We start from the raw sequence: 23,976 nt of genomic DNA on the forward strand, positions 1-23,976 counted from the left end.
ATGGCCAAGGACTACGTCTCCCTCAACGTCGCCATCGGCGGCGGCTATGCCGCAGCCGGCGTCAAGGCCGGAGCCGCGGGCACATCCGCCGCCGCAGCAGCACCGGTCTCAAAAAGCTGAGTTCAGCATTCGCTTTGATGACAAAGCCTCACACATGAAAAACCCCGAAGTTGGACAACAACTTCGGGGTTTTGTTATTTTCTACTTTCCGCTGTGGAAAATTCGTCATTCCTCAAAATGGATTCGACAAGGTAGCACGCTTCATATAGTCGCCGATTAAACGATTAATCAAAGCGCTGCAAATCATGCCTCAATTGCGCTCGGGACCGAACCTCAGCAGGATTGCAACGTCACTTGGCGTGTCAGTTGCAACGGTGTCGAATGCGCTTTCGGGCAAGGGACGCGTCTCGGAACGTCTTGCCGAAAAGATCAGGGACCATGCCAGGGCGCTCGGATATGTTCCAAGCCATGCTGGCCGTGCACTTCGCACCGGCCGCAGCGGCGTGCTCGGGCTCGTTCTCCCCGATATTTCCAATCCCCTTTTCCCCAAGATCGCGCAGGCGATCGAGTTTGCTGCCGCTTCGGCCGGCTATGGCGTATTGATCGCCGACTCTCGTGGAGACGTCACGGCGCAGACCGAAGCAATCAACCGGCTGGTCGAGCGCGGCGTCGAGGGCATGATCATCGTGCCTCGCCGCGCAACGCGCATAGCCGCCGCAAGCTGCCCTGTGGCCGTCATCGACACCGCTTCGACCCCCGGCAACACGGTGGCCGCGGATCACTGGCAGGGCGGCCAGCTGATCGCGGCCCACCTTGCAGACCTCGGCCACAAACGAATCCTCATCATTGGAAACAATCCGGAATCGAACGTACAGAACGACCGGGCTGACGGCATCCGTTCGGGTCTTCACGAGGACATGAGCTGCGAATCACTCTGGATCGAAAAGCTCGAGCGTCATGCCGGGATCGGCTGTTCGCTTGGTCTCGCGCGGAAGGTCGAGCAGGGACACACCGCATTTGCCGCGCTGTCGGATCTTCAGGCATTGCGCGCCCTGACGGAACTGCAGCTGCACGGCATTAAGGTGCCCGCTAACGTCAGCGTCACCGGTTTTGACGATCTCATCTGGTCTCCGGTCACCGCGCCTGCGCTTACGACCGTGAAAATGGACATGGATAAGATTGCCGAGATCGCCGTGGAAGCCTTGCTGGACGGCATAGGGACAAGCAGCATCCCGGAGGGCAGAATCGTCACGGCTAAGGTCGATCGTGTCCCCATGCACTTGATCATCCGCCAATCATCCGGGCCAAGGAGCCCGCTTTCAAACCTGGAGAGGGAGAACTCCTGACATGAAGACAGCGCTCGTCGCATCGGCAGCAATGCTCTCGCTATTTCCGTTGAGCGCCATGGCTCAGGAGCGAACCCTCACCATCTCCGTCTATGCCTTTGCACAGGACGACTTCAAGACGCTGGTCTACGATCCGTTCGAGAAGCAGTGCGGCTGCAAGGTCGTTGTCGAAACCGGCAACAGCGTTGAGCGCCTTGCGAAGATGGAAGCCAACAAGGCCAATCCTGTCGTCGACATGGCGGTCGTCTCCATGGCCGATGCGCTGTCCGCCGCGCGCAAAGGCCTGATCGACAAGATCGACACCTCCAAGCTCTCCAATTTCGGTAAGCTCTATGATGTCGCCAAGGATCCGAACGGCGACGGCATGAGCGTCGGCTACACTTTCTACGCCACCTCAATTGCTTACCGTTCCGACAAAATGAAGATCGAGTCCTGGGCCGATCTGCTGAAGCCCGAATATGTCGGTCACATCGCGTTTCCGAACGTGACTACAAACCAGGGGCCTCCGGCGCTCTATATGCTCGGCCTCGCGCTCGGTAAGGATACGCCCGATCTCAAGGGGCCGATCGAAGCCATCGGCGAGAACAAGGATGACATCGTCACCTTCTACGAAAAGTCCTCGCAGCTCGTGCAGCTGATGCAGCAGGAAGAAATCTGGGCTGCTCCGATCGGCCGCTTCTCCTGGGCGGGTTTCACCAAGCTTGACGTTCCGGTTGCCTGGGCAAAGCCGAAGGAAGGTCAGACCGGCGGCATGAACGTCATGGTCGTCACCAAGGGTTCAAAGAACCAGGATCTGGCACTGCAGTTCATCGATTTCTGGCTGTCGACCGACGTCCAGACGAAACTCGCCGAAAAACTGATCGATAGCCCGGCAAACAAGGAAGTAAAGGTTTCTGAAGCCGCCGCTAACAATCTTACCTACGGCGAGGACACCGCCAAGAGCCTCAAGCTCATTCCGTCGGCACAGGCGCTCGATAATCGTGCCGCATGGCTCAAGGAATGGAACGACAAGGTCGGCCAATAAGGCTGCTGCTATGACATCCGGTCCCGGCTTGCCGGGATCGTTCTCCGCCATTCCGCCCTCCCGCCAGCTCTGAAAGCCGCATCATGTTCCAGAACCGAGCAGAAGCCACGGCGCTCGCCCTGCCCGCAGCGGTATTTGCTGCTGTGGTCTTTCTGCTGCCTGTTGGCATTCTGCTTTCGGAAGGCTTTCGCGTGGATGGCGGATGGACGCTTGCCGCCTATAGCGGCTTCTTTTCCGAGACCCTCAACCGCACGGTCTTCCTGCGCACCTTCAAGCTCGGGCTGGAAGTCACCGCCGTTTCAGCCGTCGTCGGCTATGCCGCAGCCTTCGCGATCGTCAACCTGCCGCCAAAAGGCAAAGGCCGCATGATCGGCCTCGTCACCCTGCCGCTGATGATTTCGCCGGTCGCCCGAACCTATGCCTGGATCGTGATCCTTGGCCGCACCGGTATCGTCAACCACGCGATCACCGGCCTTGGCCTCAGCGACGAACCGCTCCGCCTGCTGTTCACCGAGACGGCCGTGTTCATCGGCCTGCTGCAGCTCTTCCTGCCGTTGATGATCCTGTCGCTGATCAGCGCGCTCGAGAATATGCCGAAGGATGCGATCCCGGCGGCCCGGGTCCTTGGCGCCAACTGGTTCCAGGTCTTCTGGAAGGTCATCCTGCCGTTGACGAAGGAGGGTCTTGTCGTCGGCGGGACGCTCGTCTTCACTGGCTCGCTTACCGCCTACATCACCCCTGCCGTCCTCGGCGGCTCCAAGGTGCTGATGCTGGAGACTCTGCTCTACCAGCAGGTCTCCGTCGCCAACGACTTTGTCTCGGCAAGCGTCATCGCCTTGATACTGATCATCATGAGTTTTGCCGCCAACATCCTCCTGAAGCGTCTTGCTACCGCGAGGAACAAGCGATGACCCCACGCCTGGTTCCTCCGATCATCCTCCTCCTGCTGCTGACGTTTTTGATCGGCCCGTTCCTGATCATCATCGCCGCATCCCTTTCGGCAGGCGATACCCTCGCCTTCCCGCCGCAAGGGCTGTCGCTGAAATGGGTGACGAAGGTCTTCACCATCGACAGTTTTCGCGAAAGCTTTGGCATGTCGATGTTCCTCGCCGTCTTCGGAACGCTGGCGGCGTTGATCTTAGGCATTCCCGCCGCCTATGCGCTCTCCCGCTACAGGCTGCCTTTCGGCGAAACCGTGCGTACGATCGTGTCACTGCCGATCATTGTTCCAGGCATCGTCGTCGGTCTCGCGCTGCTGCGCTACCTCGTCGTCCCTTTCGGCTTCAACATCACGCTGGCGCTGTTTCTCGCGCATACGGCGCTGGTCCTTCCCTACGCCGTGCGCGTCGTCTCAGCGAGCCTGAACAATCTGCGCGCCGATATCGAGGAGGCCGCCGTGCTGCTTGGTTCGTCTCGTCTTGGCGCCTTCTTTCGGGTGGTGATGGCGAATATCCGCGGCGGCATTCTGGCCGCCTTCATCCTCGGCTTCGTCACCAGCTTCAACCAGGTGCCGGTTTCACTCTTCCTGTCCGGACCCGGCGTGCGCACCCTGCCGATCGACATGTTGGGCTACATGGAAACGACCTACGATCCGTCGATTGCGGCCCTGTCCTCGCTGCTCGCCTTTCTTTCCATCGGCATCGTTTTCCTGGCCGAACGCTTCCTGGGATTTTCTCGTTATGTCTGATGCCTATCTCCAACTCGACAAGCTGACGCTGGCCTATGGCGATACGGTCGCGGTGAAAGACCTCGACCTTTCGATCGCCAAGAGCGAACTCGTCGCCCTGCTCGGCCCCTCCGGCTGCGGCAAGACGACAACGATGCGCTCGATCGCAGGTTTGCTGAAACCGGCCGCCGGCCGCATCAAACTCGACGGCGCCGATATCACCGGCGTTTCGGCAAACAAGCGCGCTGTCGGCCTGGTCTTTCAATCCTACGCGCTCTTCCCGCATCTGACGGTCTACGAGAATGTCGCGTTCGGCCTGCGACTAAAGGGCATCGGCGGCCAGGATCTCGACGCAAAGGTGAGCGCCGGTATCAAGTCCGTCGGCCTTGCCAAGTTTGCCGATCGCAAGCCCGCCGAACTGTCTGGCGGCCAGCAGCAGCGCGTCGCCCTTGCCCGCTCCATGGTGATGGAGCCGAAGGTGCTCCTGCTCGACGAACCGCTGTCCAACCTCGACGCGCGTCTTCGCCTCGAAATGCGCGCCGAACTGCAGCGCGTGCAGAAAGAAACCGGCGTCACCATGATCTTCGTCACACACGATCAGGTTGAGGCGCTGGCGCTCGCTGACCGCATCGTCGTCATGGTGAACGGCGGCATCGAGCAGATCGGCACGCCGGAGGAAATCTACAACAAGCCGGTCTCCGCTTTCGTCGCCGATTTCGTCGGCTTCGAAAATGTCTTCAAGTTGGAGAACGGCAAGCTCGCAACCCCGAATCGCGCCATCCATTTGCCAGCTCCTGCGCCCAACGCCGCAGGCTTGGCTTGGCGGCCGCGCACGGTTACCCTTGGTTCCGGTCCTTTCCAGGGAACTGTGCGCGGCACTTCCTTTGCTGGCAACACGCGTGAATATCTGCTGGATACTCCGCTTGGGCCGATCAAGGCCGAGGTGGATGCAAGCCTGTCGTCCCATGAAATCGGCACGACGCTCGCCTTCGACCTCCCGCTGGCTGCGGCTACAACCCTCTCTCGATTCGGATGAAGATCATGGGCGTTTGGATCGATACCGACATGGGTTTTGACGACATTGCCGCCATTCTGGTGGTCGGTCAATCAGGGCTCGAGATGGACGGCGTCTCGCTCGTCTTCGGCAACACGCCGCTGGCGCAGGTAGAGGCGAATGCTGCAGGCGCCGCGCAAGCCTTCGGCTGGAAGTTCCCCATCCATGCCGGACGCGGCCAACCCGTCTTCGCCAAACTCGAGACGGCCCAGGCTGTCCTTGGGGAAACCGGAATTCCGACGATCGGCAAAGGCCTGCCAAAGGCAGCAACACCGGCAGAGAGCGACGCCTTCACAGCCCTCTGCCGCTGGTTGGAGCAAGAGGGACCGCGACGCATTCTGGCGCTTGGCCCGCTCACGAACATCGCGGCTCTGGCGCTGGCTCGACCAGATCTTGCCGCACGCATCACCGACCTCACTTGGATGGGCGGCGGTGTGACGAGCGGCAACCACACCGCCTCGGCGGAATTCAACGCATTTGCCGATCCGGAAGCGCTGGCGATCGTCATCGCCCATGGGCTGCCGCTGCGCATGGTCGATCTCGACCTCTGCCGCAAGGTGCTGGCCAAGCCGGAAGACATCGAGCCGGTGCGCAGCGGTGGCGGTACGAACGCCGAGATGCTCGCCGATATGCTTGCCGGCTATATCCGCATCGGCACCAACCGCGGCCGCACGGCCATGGCGATCTACGACCCGTCGGCGGCCGTTGCCTTCGTCGCGCCGGATATCGTGCGCTTCCGCCCCGCCCGCATCGATGTCGAGCTGCACGGCCAGTTGACGCGCGGCCGCACAGTTGTCGAGACGCGCGCCAGCCATGCAACCTTCAACGCGCAATTCGCCGACGACATCGACGCCGAAAAGGCGCACACCATTATTCTCGCAGCCCTGGTCAATGAGGCCCGCAAATGATTACCGAACTTGGCCGGGAACGCGCCGATATCAACGACCCGTCGCTGCGCGCCAGGGCCGTCGCCGCCGCAAAAGGAGCCGTTCCGTTCGACGTCCTGATCACCGGCGGCAAACTGGTCGACCTGGTCACCGGCCGCTCGCGCGACGCGGATATCGGTCTTGTCGGTGCCTTGATCGCAAGTGTGCATGCCCCTTCGAGCCGGAACGACGCCGTCGAAATCATCGATGCCCGCGGGACTTTCGTGACGCCGGGCCTCATCGATACGCATATGCATATCGAAAGCTCGATGGTAACGCCCGCCGAATATACCGCAGCCGTGCTTCCGCGCGGCATCACGACGATCGTCTGGGATCCGCACGAATTCGCCAATGTGCATGGTCTCGACGGCGTGCGCTGGGCGATCGAAGCCTCCCATGCTCTGCCTTTGCGCATGATCCTGCTTGCGCCGTCCTGCGTTCCTTCGGCACCCGGCCTGGAAATGGCAGGCGCCGATTTCGATGCCTCTGTGATTGCAGCGATGCTGCGTATGCCTGAACTCGGCGGCGTTGCGGAAGTCATGAACATGCGCGGCGTCATCGAAGGTGATCCGCGAATCACCGCCATCGTCAATGCGGGGCTTGCCTCCGGCAAGCTCGTCTGCGGGCACGCCCGGGGGCTTGAGGGCGCCGATCTCAATGCCTTCATGGTGGCCGGCGTTACTTCCGATCACGAACTGACCTCCGGCGCCGACCTGTTGCAGAAGCTTGCCGCCGGAATGACGATCGAGCTTCGCGGCTCGCACGATCACCTGTTGCAGGAATTCGTCGAGGCGCTGAACGGCATCGGCCATATGCCGCCGACCTTGACGCTCTGCACCGACGACGTGTTTCCGGACGAGCTTTACCGCGACGGCGGCCTGGACGACGTGGTCCGCCGCTTGGTGCGCTACGGCATGAAGCCGGAATGGGCGCTTTGCGCCGCGACCTTCAATGCCGCCCAGCGGCTGCAGCGCAGCGACCTCGGCTTGATCGCCGCGGGGCGCCGGGCGGATATGGTCCTCTTCGAAGACCTTGAGGACTTCAAGGCACGTACCGTAATTGCCAATGGCCGCATAGTGGCGCAGGACGGCAAGCTCACCGTCACCGTAGATCCGCTTGATGCCACGCCGCTTGCAGATTCTGTAAAACTCTCGCCGCTGACCGAAGACGACTTCAAAGTGCCGTCGAAGGGTAGCCGCGTTCGCGTCGCCATGATCGACCAGCCGCGCTTTACCCGATGGGATGAAGCCGAAGCCGAGGTTGAAACCGGTTTCGTCGTGCCGCCGCCAGGCAGTACCTTGATTGCCGCCGTGCATCGTCACGGCAAGGCGGATTCCCGCCCGCGCATCGGCTTCCTGAAGGGCTGGGGCGAATGGCGCGGCGCCTTCTGCACGACGGTATCGCACGACTGCCACAATCTCACCCTCTTCGGCGGAAACGCGGCAGACATGGCGGTCGCCGCCAATGCCGTCATCGCTGCAGGTGGCGGCATGGCCGTCGTTAAGGATGGCCACATCGAAGCAATCCTACCGCTGCCGCTTTCAGGCCTCGTCACGGAAGCGTCTCTGCAGGACACAGCCTCGGGTTTTCACAATATCCGCAAGGCGATGGAAAAGATCGTCGACTGGCAGCCGCCCTACCTCGTCTTCAAGGCTTGCTTCGGTGCGACACTCGCCTGCAACACCGGCCCGCACCAGACAGATCGCGGCATTGCGGATGTGATGACGGGAGAGGTGCTGGAGAGCCCGGTGCTGGAGATTTTGTAGGCCTACGCTCAAGACCCCCTCATCCGCCTGCCGGCACCTTCTCCCCGAGGGGAGAAGGGACAGGTAGCCGCGCTTCACCCGAAAGATTCGATGTCAGCGAACTGGCGAGACGTCGCCGGCCCTTCTCCCCTCGGGGAGACGGTGGCCCGAAGGGTCGGATGAGGGGGCGATCCGTCTCGGCCTAAGCCGCCAGCTCCCGCTCCACCAGCTCCACCCAATAAGCCACGCCATAGCCGATCGCCGCATCGTTGAAGTCGTATGACGTGTTGTGATGCAAGGCGCCGTCTACCGCAGGCCCGTTGCCCAACCAAACGTAGCAGCCCGGCGCATTCTGCGCGAAGAATGCAAAGTCGTCCCCCGCGGTCGAAGGCGGAAAGCTCGTCCGGACCTTCTCTCCGAACACCGTTTGCGCGGCCCCGAGCGCCCGCCGTGTCGCATCGGCGTCGTTGATGACCGGCGGAATGCGCCGCTCGAATTGATAGTCAACGGCAATGCCGTACATCGCCGCCGTCCCGTGAGCGAGACGGCCGATCTCCGCTTCAAGCTGATCGCGCACTTCGGCGGAATAGGCCCGGGCCGTTCCTCCGATCTCGACCGTGTCCGGAATGACATTAAGCGCCTTGGGGTTGCCCGCCTGCAGCGAACAGGCGCTGACGACGGCAGGCTGGAGCGGATCGACGACGCGGCCGACGATGGTCTGCAGCGAGGCGAGGAACGTGCCGGCGGCGGTGATCGGGTCGCGCCCGAGATGTGGCTTTGCGCCGTGCGTTCCGGTTCCGCGAAATGTGATGCGCCAACTGTCGGAGGAGGCAAGCTGCGGCCCTTCGACGACCGCAATCTCGTCGACGTCAAGGCCCGGCATGTTGTGCAAGCCATAGACCGCATCGCAGGGGAAGAGCTGGAAAAGCCCCTCTTCCACCATGCGCTTCGCGCCGCCCCTGCCCTCCTCCGCCGGCTGGAAGATGAAATGCACCGTACCGGAAAAACCCTTGGTCGCGGCAAGATGACGTGCTGCGCCGAGCAGCATGGTGGTGTGTCCGTCATGCCCGCAGGCGTGCATCTTGCCGGGGACGGTTGATTTGTAAGGCCGCTCGGCGATCTCCGGCATGGCAAGCGCATCCATGTCCGCTCGAAGTCCGATCACCCGCGTACCGTTGCCGACTTGCAGCGTCCCGACGACGCCTGTGCCGCCCAGTCCGCGATGCAGCTTGATACCCGCTTCCTCCAGCAGTTTCGCCACGATGCCGCTGGTGCGCTCTTCTTCGAAACCGAGCTCCGGATGGGCGTGCAGGTCGCGGCGCACCGATGTGAGAAAAGCCAGATCGTCCTTGATCCGCGCGGGGATGTTCATAGGCCTGGATATCCTTCATGCGAAACGGGCGCCAAAATCGGCGCCCGCGTCAGATGGCCCTTTGTTCAACAAAGAACGTGGAACCGCAACCCTCAAGCTTCCTCGACGAAAACCTCCTCGCGCTTCTTCTTCACGCTCGGCAGGAAGACGACGACGAGGACGGCTGCTGCTATTGCAAGAAGGGTCGCGCTGATCGGCCGCGTGACGAAGGTCGATGGATCGCCTCGCGAAAGGATCATCGCGCGCCGCAGGTTCTCCTCGAGCAGCGGCCCCAGCACGAAACCGAGCAGCAGCGGCGCCGGCTCGCATCTGAGCTTGGCAAGCACATAGCCGATGAAGCCGAAGAAGGCGACGGCATAGAGGTCGTAAACGTTGGAGTTGACGCTGTAGACCCCGATCGAGCAGAAGGCCATGATGATCGGGAAGAGCACGTAATACGGCACGGTCAGCAGCTTCACCCAGAGCCCGATCAGCGGAAGGTTCAGGATGACGAGCATCAGATTGCCGATCCACATGGACGCAATGATGCCCCAGAAGAGCGCCGGCTGCTCGGTCGCGACGTTCGGTCCAGGTACGATCCCCTGGATGATCATCGCGCCGATCATCAGCGCCATCACCGGATTGGCAGGGATACCGAGCGTCAGAAGCGGAATGAAGGAGGTCTGCGCCCCGGCATTGTTCGCCGACTCCGGACCCGCAACGCCAGCGACGGCGCCTTTGCCGAACTCCTCGGGCCTGTTTGAAACCCGCTTTTCGACAGTATAGGAGGCGAAGGATGCCAGGATCGCGCCTCCGCCCGGCAGGATGCCGAGAGCCGAGCCGATCGCCGTTCCGCGGAGCACCGGCGCGATCATCTCCTTGAATTCCTCTCGTGACGGCAGCAGGCCAGTGACCTTTGCCATCAGTACCGTCCGGGTTTTCTCCCCTTCGAGGTTGCGCAGGATTTCGGCGATGCCGAAGACACCGACGGCAAGCGCCACGAAATTCAAACCATCGGCATACTCACGGATACCAAGGGTAAAGCGCGGCGTGCCGGTGTAGATATCAGTGCCAACCAAGCCGAGCAGCAGCCCGAGCGCCACCATCGCAAGCGCCTTGACGACAGAGCCGTGGGCAAGCGCGATCGACGACACCAGTCCGACGACCATCAGCGAGAAATATTCCGCAGCGCCGAATTTCAGGGCGATCTCGGTCAGTGGTGGCGCAAAGATCGCAACAAGGAAGGTCGAGACGGTGCCCGCAAAGAAGGAGCCGAGTGCGGCGATCGCGAGCGCCGCTCCTGCCCTGCCTCGACGCGCCATCTGGTAACCGTCGATCGCCGTTACCGCCGAGGACGATTCGCCCGGCATGTTGATCAGGATAGCCGTGGTCGAACCGCCGTACTGCGCACCGTAGTAAATGCCGGCGAGCATGATGAGCGACGACACCGGCTCCAGCTGGAAAGTGATCGGCAGAAGCATGGCGATCGTCGCGGTCGCGCCGATACCGGGCAGTACCCCGATCAGCGTCCCGAGCAGGACACCGATGAGGCAGAAAAGGAGGTTCGCGGGCGTTGCCGCCGTTGCAAAGCCGAGTGCCAGATTGCTGAAAAGTTCCATTGCGACCTCCTAGAACCGGACCCAGGGGCCAAAGCGCTCGAATGGCAGTCCGAGGCCATAACTGAAGACGCCAACGGAAAAGGCCGTCAGCAGCACCGAGAGCAAAATCCCGTAGATCACCGTCATCCGATGCGAGGCGAAACAGGCGATGAAAGCGGTCAGGAAGATTGCAGGTACAAACCCCATTCCCCGAACCGTCAGCCCGAAGAAGATCGGGGCAGGCAGGATGAAGAGCATCCCGCGCCAGGCCAGCGGCCCCATCGGCTCGCCCTGCACGCGAAGCGCCTGCACAAAGACTATCGCGCCGAGAATGATCAATACGCCTGAAAGTAGCAGCGGGAAGTAACCCGGGCCCATGCGCAGCGTCGTCCCAAGGTCGAGATTGTAGGATTGGATGGCGAAGAATGCACCGGTCGCAACAAGAAGCGCGCCGCAGATGGCATTGGTGGTGTCGAAGCTAACTGATTTCATAATGTCTCCGTGAGGTTGGAGAAAGGTCGCATCCTGCGGGCAGCCCCCCGCCCTTCGAGCTCTTCTCCCCGAGGTGAGGGGGGATAATGACAAGTCCCCTCTCCCCGGCGGGGAGAGGGTTAGGGTGAGGGGGCACCCAATGAGCGCCGGAGATCAGTCGGCATATTCGCCGGCAGCGTCAATCACCGGCTTCCAGCGTGCAATCTCGCTTTCGAGCTTGGCCTTCAGCGCAGCAGGCGTAGCTTCGGCTTCCGTCGAGGGTGCCGTGCCGAGCTCTGCGAAGCGGGCAGCGACGTTCGGATCCTTCAACGCCACCTGCAGCGACTTCGAGAGCCGTTCGTTGATCTCAGCCGGCGTGCCCTTCGGGGTATAGATGCCGTGCCAGATGCCGACTTCGAAACCGGGCAGACCGGCTTCAACCGCCGTCGGAATGTCCTTCAGGACATCGAGACGCTTTGGCGAGGTGACGGCATAGGCCTTGATCGTCCGGCCCTGGATCTGCTTCGTCGTGTTGGTCGTCTGGTCGCACATGATATCGACCTGACCGCCGAGAAGATCGGTCATCGCCGGGCCGGTACCCTTGTAGGGAACGGTCGTGAGCGGCGTCTGGATCGCGCTCATGAACATCATGCCGCAAAGATGCGAGGCGGCGCCGATGCCGGCGTTGGCGACCGTCACCTTGTCCTTGTTGGCCTTGACGTATTCGATAAGGCTCTTGAGATCGCTCGGCTCGAAGTCCTTGCGAGCGACGATCGTCATCGGAACGTCGGTGACGAGGCCGACATATTCGAAGGCGTTCAGCGTGTCGTAGGCGAGCTTGCGGTAGAGCGTGGCGCTGGTCGCCATGCCGATGTGATGCAGCAGGATCGTGTAACCGTCCGGATCGGCTGCGGCCACCCGCCCTGCGCCGAGCGTCCCGCCGGCACCGCCAACGTTTTCAACGACGATTTGCTGGCCGAGATCCTTGGACATGGATTCGGCGACGAGGCGGGCAACCGTGTCGGTCGGGCCACCGGCTGAAAAGGGAACAACCATCGTGATGGCGCGCTCGGGATAGGTCTGTGCGGAAGCCGCGTTTGCAAGAACCGCGACGGCAACAGCCGCCGTCATGCCAAGCATGGTCTTCAGAATTTTCATCGTTTTCCTCCCTGAAAATACGATACCGTCGACGCCTCCACGCGCCAGTGCGGATCGGACCATTAGGACGCTCTGAACTCACGGCCGCAAACAGCGCCGCGCTGCCCGTTGATGAGATTTCATGCGCGTGCAGCGCAGCATGGGTCGAAATGGACACAAAGGCGGTCGGCGATGTGTGGGAATCCACCCATTCGCCTATTCAGAGATGAGCAGCTTCTTGTCCAGCCCGTATTTCTGCATCTTTTCATATAGCGTCTTGCGGGAAATCTGTAGCGACTCATAGACGGGTTTCAGGCTGCCGCCATGTGCGACGAGCGCGCTGGCGATGACCCCGCGCTCGAACTCCGCGACGCGGTCGGCTAGGCCGCTGACCTCACCCAATTGCCGCCCGCTATCAAGACCAAGCACGAAGCGGTCGGCAGCATTGCGCAGTTCACGCACGTTGCCTGGCCAATCGCGCTGGGCGATATCGGAAATCACCTCGGGCGGCACCGCCATGTCGTCGCGGCCGTAGCGTGCAGCGGCCTCGCGGACGAGCTGGAGGAACAGTAGCGGGATATCCTGCCGTCTCTGCGCCAGCGCCGGCACATGCAGCGTTGCGACGTTCAGCCGATAAAGAAGATCGGCGCGGAATCGTCCTGCGGCAACTTCGGCTTCGAGATCGACCTTGCTGGTCGCGATGAAGCGCACGTCGAGTGGCACCATCTCATTCGAGCCGAGGCGCGTAATCACGCGCTCCTGAAGCACGCGGAGAAACTTGGCCTGCAGATCGAACGGCATCGAACCGATTTCATCGAGCAGGATCGTGCCGCCGCGCCCGTGCTCGAATTTGCCGTATCGCGGCCTCACGGCACCCGGAAAAGCGCCGGCCTCGTGGCCGAAAAGCTCGCTCTCGATCAGGTTCGCAGGCAGCGCCGCGCAGTTGATCGCGATGAAGGGGCGGCTCGCTCGCGTACTTATGTCATGCAGCGCCCGCGCCACGACCTCCTTGCCCGCGCCCGTTTCGCCGACAATCAGCGTGTCGGCATCGCTCGCCCCGATGGCGCGGATGCGATAGCGCAGATCCACCATCACCTGCGTGCGTCCCGGCAGGCGCGCCTCGAGGTCGTCGCGCTTGCCGGCTACGGCCTTGAGCAGCCGGTTTTCCAGCACAAGGCTCCGCCGCTCCAAGGCTCGCTTTATCACCCCCGCCAGCATCTGTGGCGTGAACGGCTTTTCGATGAAATCATAGGCGCCTTCACGCATCGCCTTTACGGCGAGCTGCACGTCGCCATGGCCGGTGACGAGGATGACCGGGACTTCCGCGTCGATCTCACGGATCTTCTGCATCAGCGTCATGCCATCGGTTCCCGGCATGCGGATATCGCTGACGACGACGCCCGCGAAGCTGTAGCCGATCAGTTCCAGCACGTGATCGGCATTCGAAAAAGTCTCGACATTGAAGCCGGAGAGCTCCAAAGCCTGTGCGGTCGACCGGCGCAACTCCTCTTCGTCGTCCACCAACAGGATCTTCTGCTCGCTCATTCCGCCGCCTCCGGCATCTTACCCGCTGCCGATTGCAGCTCGATGCGGAACATCGCACCCCCCTCCGGATGATTGGAGACCGTCAGGCTGCCACCGAAATCCTTGACGATGTTATAGGAGATCGAGAGTCCGAGCCCCAATCCTTTACCCACGCCCTTGGTTGTAAAGAAGGGATCGAAGATGCGCTCGGCGATAGCCGCCGGCACGCCAGGCCCGTGATCGCGCACCGTCAGCACCACCCTACCCTGCTCCTCCAACGCCGTTACCTCAATCCGCCGGTCATCGAGCCCCTCAACGGCATCAGCGGCATTGGAAATCACGTTCACCAGCACTTGCTGCAGACGCACGGACCCAGCGCGCACGACCGGCGGCTGAATGCCGAGATCGATCCTCAGATTAGCATCCGCCGCCTTCAGCCGCCATTCGACGATCTCGAGCGTGTCGCGGATCGCCTCATCAAGCGGCACGGGGCCGAGCTTCTCGTTTGGTTTGCGGGCGAAGTTGCGAAGGTGCCTGCTGATCGACGCCATGCGATCGATAAGTCCGCCGATGCGCTGGATATTGTCCTGCGCTTCGGCGGTCCGCCCGCGATCAAGGAGCACGGCTGCGCTGTCCGTATAGGTTTTCGCCGCGGCAAGCGGCTGGTTGAATTCATGCGACAGCGCCGCCGACATCTGGCCGAGCCCGGCAAGCTTACCCGCCTGGATAAGATCGGCCTGGGTCTGGCGAAGACGTTGCTCGGTTAGGCGCCGCTCCGCAATTTCCTCTTCGATGCGGCTGTTGACGCGGGCAAGATCGGCAGTGCGCTCCTCGACGCGCCGCTCCAGTTCGTTGCGCGCTTCCGCCTGCAATTGCATGCGCTCGTTGAGCCGCATCCGCCGCTGCCGAATGATCGCGATCGCCAGCCCTGCAATGCAGAGGATGAGGAAGACCGCAGCAAGTGCCGTGCGTGCCTGGGTTCGGATAGACCCGGTTTCCATCAGCACGTGAACGGTCCAGTCTTCGGCGGCCATATGGTGCGAGAGCACAAGATATTCCTTTTGCAAGCCCTCCTCGACAAGCGTCATCAGGTCGTGCTCTTCGAAGCGGCCGCCGACGATCGGCAGAGCGGCCAACGTTGCGTTTGCGTAGCGGCGGGACGCTTCGGTGCGTGCAATGCGATCGGCAGTCAGCGGCTGGATGCCTTTGTAGAGCCAATCCGGCTTTCCGGACATGAAGATGATGCCTTCAGGGTCCGACACGAAGATGCGGTATTCTCCATCACTCCACGAAGCCTCGATCATGTCGATATCGACCTTGAAGACAATGACGCCGCGGATTTCGGCACCGGCGAGGATCGGCGAGGCAAAATAGTATCCGCGTTTCAGCGAAGTGGTCCCCAGAGCGTAGAAACGCGACCTGTTGCCGGCGATCGCCTGCTGAAAATAGGGCCTGTAGCTGAAATTCTCGCCGACGAAGCTGCCCGGCAAATCGAAATTGCTGGCCGCGATCGTTTCACCGTCCGGCTTGATCACATAGATGTCGGACGACTTCAGAAGCCCGTTGATCTCCCTGAGATAAAGATTCGCCGCGTTGCGCAGCTCCCTGTCGTCCGGACGGCCGACCAATTGCTTGATGTTGTCGTGATCGGCAATCAGCGCCGGCAGCGCCTCGTAGCGGCTGAGGTGACCGCTGAGCGCGGAGACCGCCAGCCGCAGTGCCGTGCCTGCCTGCGCCGAGGCCTCGCCCATATAGGCGCGCGTCGCCAGCGTCCCGCCGTAATAGAAGAAGGCGAAGACGATGAACGGCACTGACAACAACGCGGCTATCAACCTGTATCTCGGTAACAGGTCCGGCTCCTCTCCCTTTTGCCTCCTTCCCCGGAAGGCATACCCCGACTGCTCAAGTCTAATGACCGGACGTCGGATTTCCAAGAGCCGCCTTGCCTTGACTTGCGCGAAGCCGGGATGTCCTATTGCGCCAACCCGAGAAGGACAACCCGCATGAGCGACGAGCAGACCCCCGCCGACAGCAAGCTCACCACCTCGAAGCGCCGCTGGGCGGCCGAAGGCAAGTTCCTGACCGGACGCATCAGCCGCCCGGAAACCGAGCGCCTGCCGCCTGGCCAGCATCTGGTCAAGAACTGGCCCGTGCTCGATCTCGGCCAGCAGCCGGTCATCCCGCTCGACACTTGGCGGTTGGAGGTCCGCGGCCTCGTCGAAACCCCGCTCGACCTTTCCTGGGCAGCCTTTCAAGCCCTGGAGCAGAGCACTAAGGTCAGCGACATTCACTACGTCACCACATGGTCGCGCTATGACAACAACTGGAACGGTGTTTCGACACGCGATCTACTCGATCTTGCGATGCCGAAGCCGGAAGCCAGTTTCGTCATGCTGACAAGCTATGACGGCTATACGACCAATCTGCCGCTTGCCGATTTTGCCGCCGAAGATGCGATCCTTGCGACAGCATGGGAGAGCCTGCCGTTGACGCGCGATCACGGCGGCCCCATGCGCCTCGTCGTGCCGCATCTCTATTTCTGGAAAAGCGCCAAGTGGCTTCGCCGGATCGACCTCATTGCCGCCGACCAGGCAGGCTTCTGGGAAAGGAACGGGTACCATATCTATGGCGACCCATGGCGCGAGCAGCGCTATACGGACGACTGAGCGCGAAGCAGCCGCCGCGCCGCGATATAGACGCCGAAAAGAATGGCCATGAGGCCCGATAGCGACGCCATGCTGGCTGGGTGCGTCGGAATTTCGCTCCAGCGCGGACGCACGACATCCGCCGTATTGAACGCCTCGCCGCTGAAACGGCAGGTGATCAGCGAAAGCCCGCGCCGCACCATTTCGGCGTCGGCGTCTGAAATGATCGCCGAAGCGGCATCCGCTTCTCGGGGCATGTCGCGCATGGCCATCAGCACCGCCTTCGTCGCAGCCAGATAGGCATGAGCGCATTCGTTGAACGGGCTCTGCTCGTCCGTGACGCTGCCGGGCACCCGGCCCCACAGGCAGTAGGAATACTGGATCTGCGCGTAGTTCAGCACGCGTCTGAACGGCTCGTTCGTATCGGTCGCCTTCGAGGCCAGATCAACGATCCGGTCCCGATAATCCGCCATCACCGCCATCTCGCCATGGGAGATTTCAGGAACCGGGATGCCAGTGTGATTGGCCGACACACTCCGGCCATGCGCCATCGCGCTGTGGGCGAAGGCAGCACTGACCGAAAGAATAAGAAGCGGAAGACTGACTCTCTTCATGGTCTTGGAAAATGAGCCCCAGCGGTTCCAGGACTCATCATTGCCCTCTCAGCGGAATGCCGGACGGCCAACCGCAGTCCCGGATGCAAGCCGCTTCTCGGCGAGCATGCCGAAAACAATCCCAAGCGTCGACCACAGGACGACATGCATGCCGAGCGAAGTCGTTCGGAAGCGCCAGAGCACCATCGCCGAATAATTCTCCGGCACCTCGTTGATCGGCGGCAGCAGGTATTGCACGAGGCCGATAAAGACGATGTAGGCCACGCCAGCGATAATCGAAGCGTTCCAGACGCCGAAGCGTGCCGTGAGACGACGCGCGAACGCCACTGCCGCAATCAGCGAGGCGATCGACACAACGATCATGAGGAAGAACAGCTCGGTGCGCACTCCGATCGTATCCCCATTGCCGACCGCGGGCGGATTGGCCGGATACTTGATGCCGGGTACGAGGATGATGGCAACGAAGGCGGCGAGCGCGATCACTGCGGACGTGCCGCGAGCGCTGAGCCGGCTGAAGCGGCCATGAACGAACGCGAAGGCAAGGGCGAAGAGCCCGCCAACGGCAATTGCATAGGCCATGACGCCGGTGAAGAGGCCAAGGCCGGCCTGCGTGGCGCGGCTGACGAGCTCAGGTTCGGCCGCTTCGCCTGCCGCCTGGGCGGCCGCTTCTTCAAAGGCAATGGCCTGATCGACCAGCGGCTCGCCGAAGAAATGGGCGAAAGCAAAGACCAGGACGCCAGCAATCACCCCCGCGAGCATGCCGCGAAGCAAAAGGTTCCCAACCATGTCGGTCGTCCTTTAGTGGCAGGGGAAGCCGAGAAGATGGCGGCCGTCATGCACGAATTCATGCACATAACCGCCGGAGAACAGCGCCATCGCGCCTTCTTCCGTGCCGACGAAATAGATAGCGATGATCATCAGCAAACCGCCGAAGATCGCCCAAGGCAGGATTTCACCTACCGGGATCGGTGCCGGAGTTGCGACAGGCGTAAAAGTGGTGTCAGACATGTGTTCCTCCTGGAAAACGCGTTCAGTCGAAAGAGCATTGTGCGGTAAGGGTCTGACTTCCAGCCTGCTTTCGCATCCTGGTTACAGTGGCGCGACCGCGCCGGATTCTCACCGGCTTCCAAACCCGCAACATGACCGTTATATCTGCGCGTGGAAAACTGTCAACGAAAGTTCATCCGCCTCCCCATCGCATTTTTCGGAGATCCAGGAATGCACACCCGCCTCACCTGGATCTGCCACGGGCTGACAAGCGCCAGCCGTAGTGGCCGTTTTCCCCTCGACGAACCGCTTGAGGGAAAAGCCATCGTAGAGACGCGCGCCATGGTAGACCGGCTGCAACGCGCCGATCGCGTCCTGACCAGCCCGGCACTCCGCGCACGCCAGACAGCCGAAGCGCTCTCTCTTGGCGCTGTTCCGAACTCCCTTCTTGCCGATTGCAATTACGGCCGGTGGAGCGGGATGACGATTGCTGATCTGCAAACCCAGGAACCCGAAAACCTGCTTGCCTGGATGAGCGATCCTGAATCGGCGCCCCACGGCGGCGAAAATCTCAAGCAGCTCGCAGCGCGGGCCGCCGCGTGGATGGAACCGCAATCAGCGCTCGGCGGCCGCGTCGTCGCGATAAGCCATGCCGCGCTAATACGGGCCGCGATCATCAATGTGCTTCAGGCACCGCTATCCTCTTTCTGGCTGACGGATGTCGAGCCGCTGTCCGTCGTGCGCATGACCCACAATGGCAGCCGCTGGGCGCTGCGGTTTGGCGATTGAAGCTACGAATTCCCTAATTATTACAGTGGTAATTTAGATCAGCCTTACGCAAGTAAGTTGTGCCATACCTATTGAACCCGGCTGACCGGGCTCTAACTCCCAATCCCGAGGAGACCGGCCATGACTTATGATTGGAGTGGGGAGCGTACACGGCGCCTCCGTACCTTGCGGATCGCGAGCGCTGTTGTTCTCGTTTGCCTTGCCGTAGGCATTCCCCTGCTGATGACATATCGCTAAAAAGGCGAGCAGCCGGCGGCTGCTCGCCTTTTCTTTCACTACCGCCTAATCCGGGCGGCGGTTGGACGCCTTCTAGTGCTTTGAAATAGAGGGGTTCGTTACCGAGACCGGATCGCTGGCCGGAAACGTTTCCTCAAGCCCTTCATCCAATTCCTCCTCGAGCACCGATCGATCCGAAGGCGAGCGAGCGCTCGTTGCCCCACCCTCGGGAGTATCGGAGGATGAGATCTGGCTCATCAGCTCCTTTGCCTTGTCTATCGCGTTTTGCCGGTTGAGCGAGCGCTGATCATCGTTCGGCAGCTGTACCGAGACGATTTCGCCTCCGTCGCAAACGAACTCGACCGTGAAGCCGGCCTTCCCGCCACCAGCAGCTATAACCTGTGTTCCAACGATGCGCATGGCGCCCTCCTTTCGTTAAGGTTCAGGACCGAAACGGACATGCTTGCCGCTTGGTTCCAGCATGTCGCTCGCTACGATTGCTGGTCCTCGTTCCATGAGATTGCGACTAAAGCCCGGGCGTGTCCATGCCCGGTGGCGCCTCTCTCTTCAAATGTGCGGTTGTCTCCACTTGAGCCCTTGCGCGGCGCCCACGCCTAAGCCGATACCGGTACCAAAGCGACAGCAGCGGCCTTGCCGGCCCCACCGTCGACCTGAGAATAACCCAGGGTCGCCATGAGGTCATTGCCGTTACCGCGTTCACGTTGAATAGCCGCCGGTCCCGACTTCGTCATTGCTGTTTCCGGCATCGACGGTCATGTACGAATTTCCATAGGCATGATCGTTACCTGCGCCGGAACTCACAACGCTGTTCTCAAGCAGCTTGCCGCTCACGCTCCGAAAATTCTTCTGATTGCGTAGGTTTCCGCGCCTTCTGGCCGGCCCGCGAGCCCCCAAAGGGCTGCCGTCAGCCCGCCGTAACACGCGATCATCAAGGCGCAGGCGGCGGAGGCTCGCCATAGGTGGGCGAAAATATCCTGTCCCTCGAACTGAAACGGCGAGGCATATCCGAAAAGCGCAAAAGTTAGCGCGAGGCTGGTTAGCGGCCGTATGAACGCGGCCACCTGAGCGATCACGCTTGCGCCCGTCATTTCGCGAACGCTCCAGAGGACGATCGCCAGAACGGCAACAGCCGCGGCGGTCTGAGCCACAAGAGCTCCGTTCACTCCATAGAGGGCGATGCAGACGAGTGTCAGCGGGATCCTGACCGCCATCTCTGCCGCCATCCGGATTGTGAGAAAATGCATCTGGTTAAGCCTGAGCGCGAGCGGCACGAGGGGCAGAAGCGGTATGGCGATGATGTTGATGATCGCCAGCCAGGTCAGGATCGGCGCCGCGGACAGCCATTGAGGACCGAAGACGATAGCGATCAACGGCTCCGCAAGAGCACCCATGATCATGAAGGCCAGCCCTAGGAAAAGCACGTAGCCTCCGACCACCTGGCAGTAGATGGTGCCAAGCTCCTTCTTATCCTCAAAGCGTGCAAAGGTCGCGACCAGCGGCTTCACCAACGGCTGGACGACTGCCTGATGGGGAATGGCGCTGATGTCCGTCGCGACTGTGAACTGGCCGAAGGGAGCAACAGGGATAAAGCGGGGGAGCATAAGGCGCTCGAGCTGCCAGTTCAGTGCCGAGATGAATTGCGTAAGGGTGTTCCATCCGAAGATGCTCGAGAAGAAACGCCACTCAACAAGGGTAAGCCTTGGCGCGACGGGGACGAAGGTGAACGACAGGATGAGACCGGCAAGCGGCGTCGCGATGATCGCGGCAACGATGGCCCAGTGGCTGTGAAAGACGATGGCGACGGTGACCGCGGCGAGAAAGGCGCAACTCTTCGATGCGACGTCGATGGCGCAATCGCGTCTTAAATCGAAATACTGCGCGAAGACGATCATCCTTGGGTTCGCCATCCCCCGCATTGCGGGTGCCAAGCTGAGGATTCCGATGACAGCGGCGAGCTCGGGGTACCCGTAGAACTGCGACAAGGGCCAGGCCAGGATTCCAAGTATCAGGCCGATGACGAGACCACGGATCACGCCAAGCGTGAACGCAGTATCGAACATATCGTCGGTGGGGTTCTGGGTCCGCAGAAGCGCCGCGGCGATTGGAAGGTCGAGAATGGCCTCGATGATGAGGACGGCCGTCATGGCCATCGCGATCAGACCCATGTCCGCGGGCGTCAGGTAGCGGGCCAGAATGACCAGTGTTCCGAGATCGATCAGCTTGGCGCCGAGCTTGCCGGCGATGGCCCATGCCCCCGCAGACGTTGCACGGCTCGACAGCGGCTTCCTTGACCCGCCGACTGGTTTACCGACCTCCTCCAACCGGTCCGCATCGGCGTGCCCGCTATAATGATTGACGCTCATAAACACGATTACCAAGCATGATGTGTATTTCCTGACATCATCGGCCGCCCTCCCGGCGAGCCAACGGACGCTTTTCGCCGAAAAATTTCGGCGCCAAAACGCAATAGCCATACACGCGAAACGCGCATACGCTTCTGCGCTTAAAAGTCAAACCATAAGCAATACTGCAACCATTCAGCGTGCATAGTCGATGCAAATCGCTTGGCGACAGTAAGGAAGATAAACTTACGGGGTGAAGAACATAGTCGTACTCCAACCTGGGCTATCCACCGAAATGATACGCGCGGTGTGCTTGCTTAGAGGTTGCCCAGCGGATCGGCGGCTGGGATAGCCACCCACGAGTGTGGGATCCATGTTCACGGTAATTAATGACATACTTCTCCATTCTTCGCAATACAGAATAAGTATTCTTTCGAAGTTTTGTAGAAATATTTGGTTTAAAGACGTACCTTGTCTTCGCTGTTGGCTTCTTGTCAGAGTGGCGCTGAGGACAACTTCGAGGTCGACCGAATATTTGACTTCCAAGTTCTAATTTTTTCTTTGGGCTTGCATGCCGTTTTTGGGTTGAAATTTTCGAAGATCCGTGGAAGCCTTTCTTGCAGTTCCTGGTTGCGTATGAGAATGGAACGGTGGATTCGCATGTCAAAATTGTCTGTCTACCAGCCTACAACGCTCGCCTCGAATTTGGCGCCGCCGAGATGACCTGCATGAGACGACCGGGAGCTACGGCTTCGTCGCCGGAGACCACCACTGATCCCGAGCAGCGTAGGGGAAAACGATGGCATCGGACCACGACAGCACGATCGCCCTGATGGGCCTTCAGGCCCTGGCTCCCATCATGATCTTCACCTCGCATTGGACGGAGGGGCTATTCAAAGACCCGTTCACGCAGGGCCAATTGAGCATCGATTTCTTTTTCGCCATCGAAGGTTATTTCTGCGGACGGCTCATGGCAGAGGGAGGCCGGGACGCGACGTTCCAGAGCCTGATCTGGGGCCGGCTTACCAGGATATATCCTCTCTACCTTCTCGGAATTCTGATGAGCCTTTCCATCGCGGCAATCCTTGCGGACGTGGGATCGGTCGAATGGCCATGGCCGGTCGTTCAGCAGGCAGTCACGTTCAACCCGTTCTTCCTGCCGACCTTCGTAGATCCGGCCTACGTGTTTCCACTGAACCCGCCGACCTGGGCGATCGCGCTTGAGGTCTATGCTTTCGCTATGCTGTGTCTCTTGCGGAAGTGGCTAAACCTTCATCTGCTCATTCCGCTGGTCTTGTCCGTGGGTCTGCTATGCCTCGCAGTTGCGTTCCTCGCCCGAAATCCGAACATGGGCTACCAACCGCAGTCCTACTGGGGCGGATATCCGAGATGCCTGTTCGGCTTCTTCTACGGCGCCTTGGCTTACCACCTTGTCCAGCGCTGGGGACATAGGCTGCCGCGTCTCAATCCGCTCCTGATGTGGTGCGCCTTCCTCGGCATGATGCTGCTGCCGTCGAAGTATGTCAGCCTTCCGCTGCTGGTCGTCGCGATGCCGATTGTCGTCCTGCTCTCGGCGACGGCGACCAATCCGTCCTGGCTCCGCGGCGTCGCAAAGCAGGCCGGGCGTCTTGCGTATGGCTTATATATGCTGAGCTATCCGGTTCTGATCGCGTTCCGCCATGGGGTTGAAGCGATCGGTCGGCCGCAGTCCGCGCTTGGCCTTCTCTTCTTTTACATCGTCGTCCTCGGCTCGATTGCCGTTGTCTCTCATGTGGCTGTCGCCGCGCTGCGCTCCAAAGGCGAGGCCACGAAGGCCGCAGCATGACGACCGCGTGAACCTGCGCCACGGCCTAAGCCGTGTCCGCTCCGGCATGCGCCAGACTGTCGGGATCATCTTTCACGGCGCGAGATGATGACACGGCGAACGCCGCTCGATCCGATCGAGTCATCGGGAGGGCATCCCTGTTGTCTTCTCAAAGCTCGGTGCGACGAAGCAGGTAATCGAGGCCTCCGACGCGGAACCATTTGTAGGCAAAGCCCTCGAGATAGAGGCAATGTTTGCCGCCCTCGCCCGCCTTGCTGTCGCTCCCATCCGCAATGTCGACCAGAAGGTCTCCGGTATCCTTGACGCCGGGATCGATCTCCACCTCCACAGGCTTCGAGTTGAGGTTGTGAACGACAAGGACGGAATTGTTGCGCCAGTCGTAGCGAATTGCCAGGACACCCTTCTGGTCAACCTCGACGCAAGTGTACGCGCCCCAGCCAATTTCAGGAGCTTCCTTGCGCATCCTGATCAGCCGCTCCATCCAGTTCAACATGGACTCCGGGCTCTTTCGTTGATCCGCCACGTTGATGTGCTCGTAGCCATAGGGTCCGCCCGATATCACCGGCAGCACCGGCTTCCCGCTTTTCGTGAATCCCGCCTGGGGCTCGGTCGACCACTGCATCGGAGTGCGCGCGCAGTTGCGCTCCGGCAGCGATAAATCGTCGCCCATGCCGATCTCGTCGCCATAGCGTAGC

The 23,976-nt window shown here is 61.0% G+C and carries 23 protein-coding genes, 1 pseudogene and 1 other annotated feature; of the genes and pseudogenes, 11 read left to right on the plus strand and 13 right to left on the minus strand.

Annotated features, from left to right (window positions below; genetic code table 11):
• Positions 1-305 precede the first annotated feature (305 nt).
• The 7 genes from ACPYOI_RS25835 (at position 306) to ACPYOI_RS25865 (ending at position 7,782) form a co-directional block, all read left to right on the plus strand.
• Entirely contained in the window at positions 306-1,346 is a 1,041-nt protein-coding gene (locus tag ACPYOI_RS25835) for a LacI family DNA-binding transcriptional regulator (RefSeq protein ID WP_481415941.1), read from the plus strand.
• Position 1,347: 1 nt separating this feature from the next.
• Positions 1,348-2,370: an ABC transporter substrate-binding protein gene (locus ACPYOI_RS25840; RefSeq protein WP_481415940.1), complete on the plus strand. Its 1,023-nt coding sequence runs from the start codon at positions 1,348-1,350 to the stop codon at positions 2,368-2,370.
• An 83-nt stretch (positions 2,371-2,453) separates the two neighbouring features.
• Positions 2,454-3,281, plus strand: coding sequence for an ABC transporter permease (locus ACPYOI_RS25845; RefSeq protein WP_481415939.1), 828 nt, complete (start codon positions 2,454-2,456; stop codon positions 3,279-3,281).
• On the plus strand, positions 3,278-4,057 hold the full coding sequence (locus tag ACPYOI_RS25850) for an ABC transporter permease (RefSeq protein WP_481423553.1): 780 nt from the start codon (positions 3,278-3,280) through the stop codon (positions 4,055-4,057). Before ACPYOI_RS25845 ends, ACPYOI_RS25850 begins: the two co-directional genes overlap by 4 nt.
• Positions 4,050-5,072, plus strand: a complete 1,023-nt coding sequence (locus tag ACPYOI_RS25855) for an ABC transporter ATP-binding protein (protein ID WP_481415937.1) — start codon at positions 4,050-4,052, stop codon at positions 5,070-5,072. Before ACPYOI_RS25850 ends, ACPYOI_RS25855 begins: the two co-directional genes overlap by 8 nt.
• A gap of 5 nt (positions 5,073-5,077) precedes the next feature.
• Positions 5,078-5,998, plus strand: a complete 921-nt coding sequence (locus tag ACPYOI_RS25860; RefSeq protein WP_481415936.1) for a nucleoside hydrolase — start codon at positions 5,078-5,080, stop codon at positions 5,996-5,998.
• Entirely contained in the window at positions 5,995-7,782 is a 1,788-nt protein-coding gene (locus ACPYOI_RS25865; RefSeq protein WP_481415935.1) for an adenine deaminase, read from the plus strand. The genes ACPYOI_RS25860 and ACPYOI_RS25865 overlap by 4 nt, the downstream gene beginning before the upstream one ends.
• A gap of 181 nt (positions 7,783-7,963) precedes the next feature.
• On the opposite strand, the gene ACPYOI_RS25870 is transcribed toward ACPYOI_RS25865, so the two are convergent.
• The 6 genes from ACPYOI_RS25870 to ACPYOI_RS25895 form a co-directional block, all read right to left on the minus strand.
• Positions 7,964-9,133, minus strand: coding sequence for a M20 aminoacylase family protein (locus ACPYOI_RS25870; RefSeq protein ID WP_481415934.1), 1,170 nt, complete (start codon positions 9,131-9,133; stop codon positions 7,964-7,966).
• A 92-nt stretch (positions 9,134-9,225) separates the two neighbouring features.
• A complete protein-coding gene (locus tag ACPYOI_RS25875; protein WP_481415933.1) occupies positions 9,226-10,731 on the minus strand; it encodes a tripartite tricarboxylate transporter permease in 1,506 nt (501 codons plus the stop codon).
• Between the two features lie 9 nt (positions 10,732-10,740).
• Positions 10,741-11,202 carry a tripartite tricarboxylate transporter TctB family protein gene (locus ACPYOI_RS25880; RefSeq protein WP_481415932.1) on the minus strand — a complete coding sequence of 154 codons (462 nt, stop codon included), beginning with the start codon at positions 11,200-11,202 and terminating at the stop codon, positions 10,741-10,743.
• Positions 11,203-11,355: 153 nt separating this feature from the next.
• Positions 11,356-12,339, minus strand: a complete 984-nt coding sequence (locus ACPYOI_RS25885; RefSeq protein ID WP_481415931.1) for a tripartite tricarboxylate transporter substrate-binding protein — start codon at positions 12,337-12,339, stop codon at positions 11,356-11,358.
• A 195-nt stretch (positions 12,340-12,534) separates the two neighbouring features.
• Entirely contained in the window at positions 12,535-13,863 is a 1,329-nt protein-coding gene (locus ACPYOI_RS25890) for a sigma-54-dependent transcriptional regulator (protein ID WP_481415930.1), read from the minus strand.
• Positions 13,860-15,674 (minus strand): sensor histidine kinase, encoded by a 1,815-nt coding sequence (locus tag ACPYOI_RS25895; protein WP_481415929.1) that lies wholly within the window; start codon positions 15,672-15,674, stop codon positions 13,860-13,862. Before ACPYOI_RS25895 ends, ACPYOI_RS25890 begins: the two co-directional genes overlap by 4 nt.
• Before the next feature lie 171 nt (positions 15,675-15,845).
• On the opposite strand from ACPYOI_RS25895, the gene ACPYOI_RS25900 reads away from it, so the two are divergent.
• A complete protein-coding gene (locus tag ACPYOI_RS25900; protein ID WP_481423554.1) occupies positions 15,846-16,508 on the plus strand; it encodes a sulfite oxidase-like oxidoreductase in 663 nt (220 codons plus the stop codon).
• On the opposite strand, the gene ACPYOI_RS25905 is transcribed toward ACPYOI_RS25900, so the two are convergent.
• The 3 genes from ACPYOI_RS25905 to ACPYOI_RS25915 are packed head-to-tail and all read right to left on the minus strand — an operon-like array spanning position 16,493 to position 18,109.
• Positions 16,493-17,101, minus strand: a complete 609-nt coding sequence (locus ACPYOI_RS25905) for a hypothetical protein (RefSeq protein ID WP_481415927.1) — start codon at positions 17,099-17,101, stop codon at positions 16,493-16,495. The genes ACPYOI_RS25900 and ACPYOI_RS25905 overlap by 16 nt on opposite strands.
• A 48-nt stretch (positions 17,102-17,149) precedes the next feature.
• Positions 17,150-17,887, minus strand: a complete 738-nt coding sequence (locus ACPYOI_RS25910; protein WP_481415926.1) for a CbtA family protein — start codon at positions 17,885-17,887, stop codon at positions 17,150-17,152.
• Positions 17,888-17,899: 12 nt separating this feature from the next.
• On the minus strand, positions 17,900-18,109 hold the full coding sequence (locus ACPYOI_RS25915) for a CbtB domain-containing protein (RefSeq protein ID WP_481415925.1): 210 nt from the start codon (positions 18,107-18,109) through the stop codon (positions 17,900-17,902).
• 210 nt (positions 18,110-18,319) lie between these two features.
• Here ACPYOI_RS25915 and ACPYOI_RS25920 point away from each other — a divergent pair, with 210 nt between their 5' ends.
• Entirely contained in the window at positions 18,320-18,877 is a 558-nt protein-coding gene (locus tag ACPYOI_RS25920; RefSeq protein WP_481415924.1) for a histidine phosphatase family protein, read from the plus strand.
• Positions 18,878-19,186: 309 nt separating this feature from the next.
• Here the strand turns inward: ACPYOI_RS25920 and ACPYOI_RS25925 are convergent, their stop codons facing one another.
• The 3 genes from ACPYOI_RS25925 to ACPYOI_RS25935 form a co-directional block, all read right to left on the minus strand.
• The gene (locus tag ACPYOI_RS25925; protein WP_481415923.1) at positions 19,187-19,513 is read right to left on the minus strand and encodes a hypothetical protein; all 327 of its coding nucleotides are present in this window, start codon (positions 19,511-19,513) and stop codon (positions 19,187-19,189) included.
• A 194-nt stretch (positions 19,514-19,707) separates the two neighbouring features.
• Entirely contained in the window at positions 19,708-19,845 is a 138-nt protein-coding gene (locus ACPYOI_RS25930) for a hypothetical protein (protein WP_481415922.1), read from the minus strand.
• Positions 19,846-19,941: 96 nt separating this feature from the next.
• Positions 19,942-21,477 carry an oligosaccharide flippase family protein gene (locus ACPYOI_RS25935; RefSeq protein ID WP_481423555.1) on the minus strand — a complete coding sequence of 512 codons (1,536 nt, stop codon included), beginning with the start codon at positions 21,475-21,477 and terminating at the stop codon, positions 19,942-19,944.
• Between the two features lie 301 nt (positions 21,478-21,778).
• Positions 21,779-21,832 (minus strand) — a sequence feature (sul1 is cis-regulatory element that is thought to sense ions involved in sulfur or methionine metabolism; They are found in Alphaproteobacteria).
• 423 nt (positions 21,833-22,255) lie between these two features.
• Here ACPYOI_RS25935 and ACPYOI_RS25940 point away from each other — a divergent pair.
• Both ACPYOI_RS25940 and ACPYOI_RS25945 read left to right on the plus strand, forming a co-directional pair.
• Complete coding sequence (locus ACPYOI_RS25940; RefSeq protein WP_481415920.1) at positions 22,256-23,281, plus strand: acyltransferase family protein; 1,026 nt, start codon at positions 22,256-22,258, stop codon at positions 23,279-23,281.
• Positions 23,282-23,285: 4 nt separating this feature from the next.
• Positions 23,286-23,369 (plus strand): annotated as a pseudogene (locus tag ACPYOI_RS25945) (2OG-Fe(II) oxygenase); the annotation flags it as partial.
• A 60-nt stretch (positions 23,370-23,429) separates the two neighbouring features.
• Here the strand turns inward: ACPYOI_RS25945 and ACPYOI_RS25950 are convergent.
• Positions 23,430-23,976 (minus strand): alpha-amylase family glycosyl hydrolase (locus ACPYOI_RS25950; protein WP_481423556.1); only part of this gene is annotated, 547 nt, incomplete at its 5' end.

The organism is Rhizobium sp. SVR5-2C (assembly GCF_056755115.1).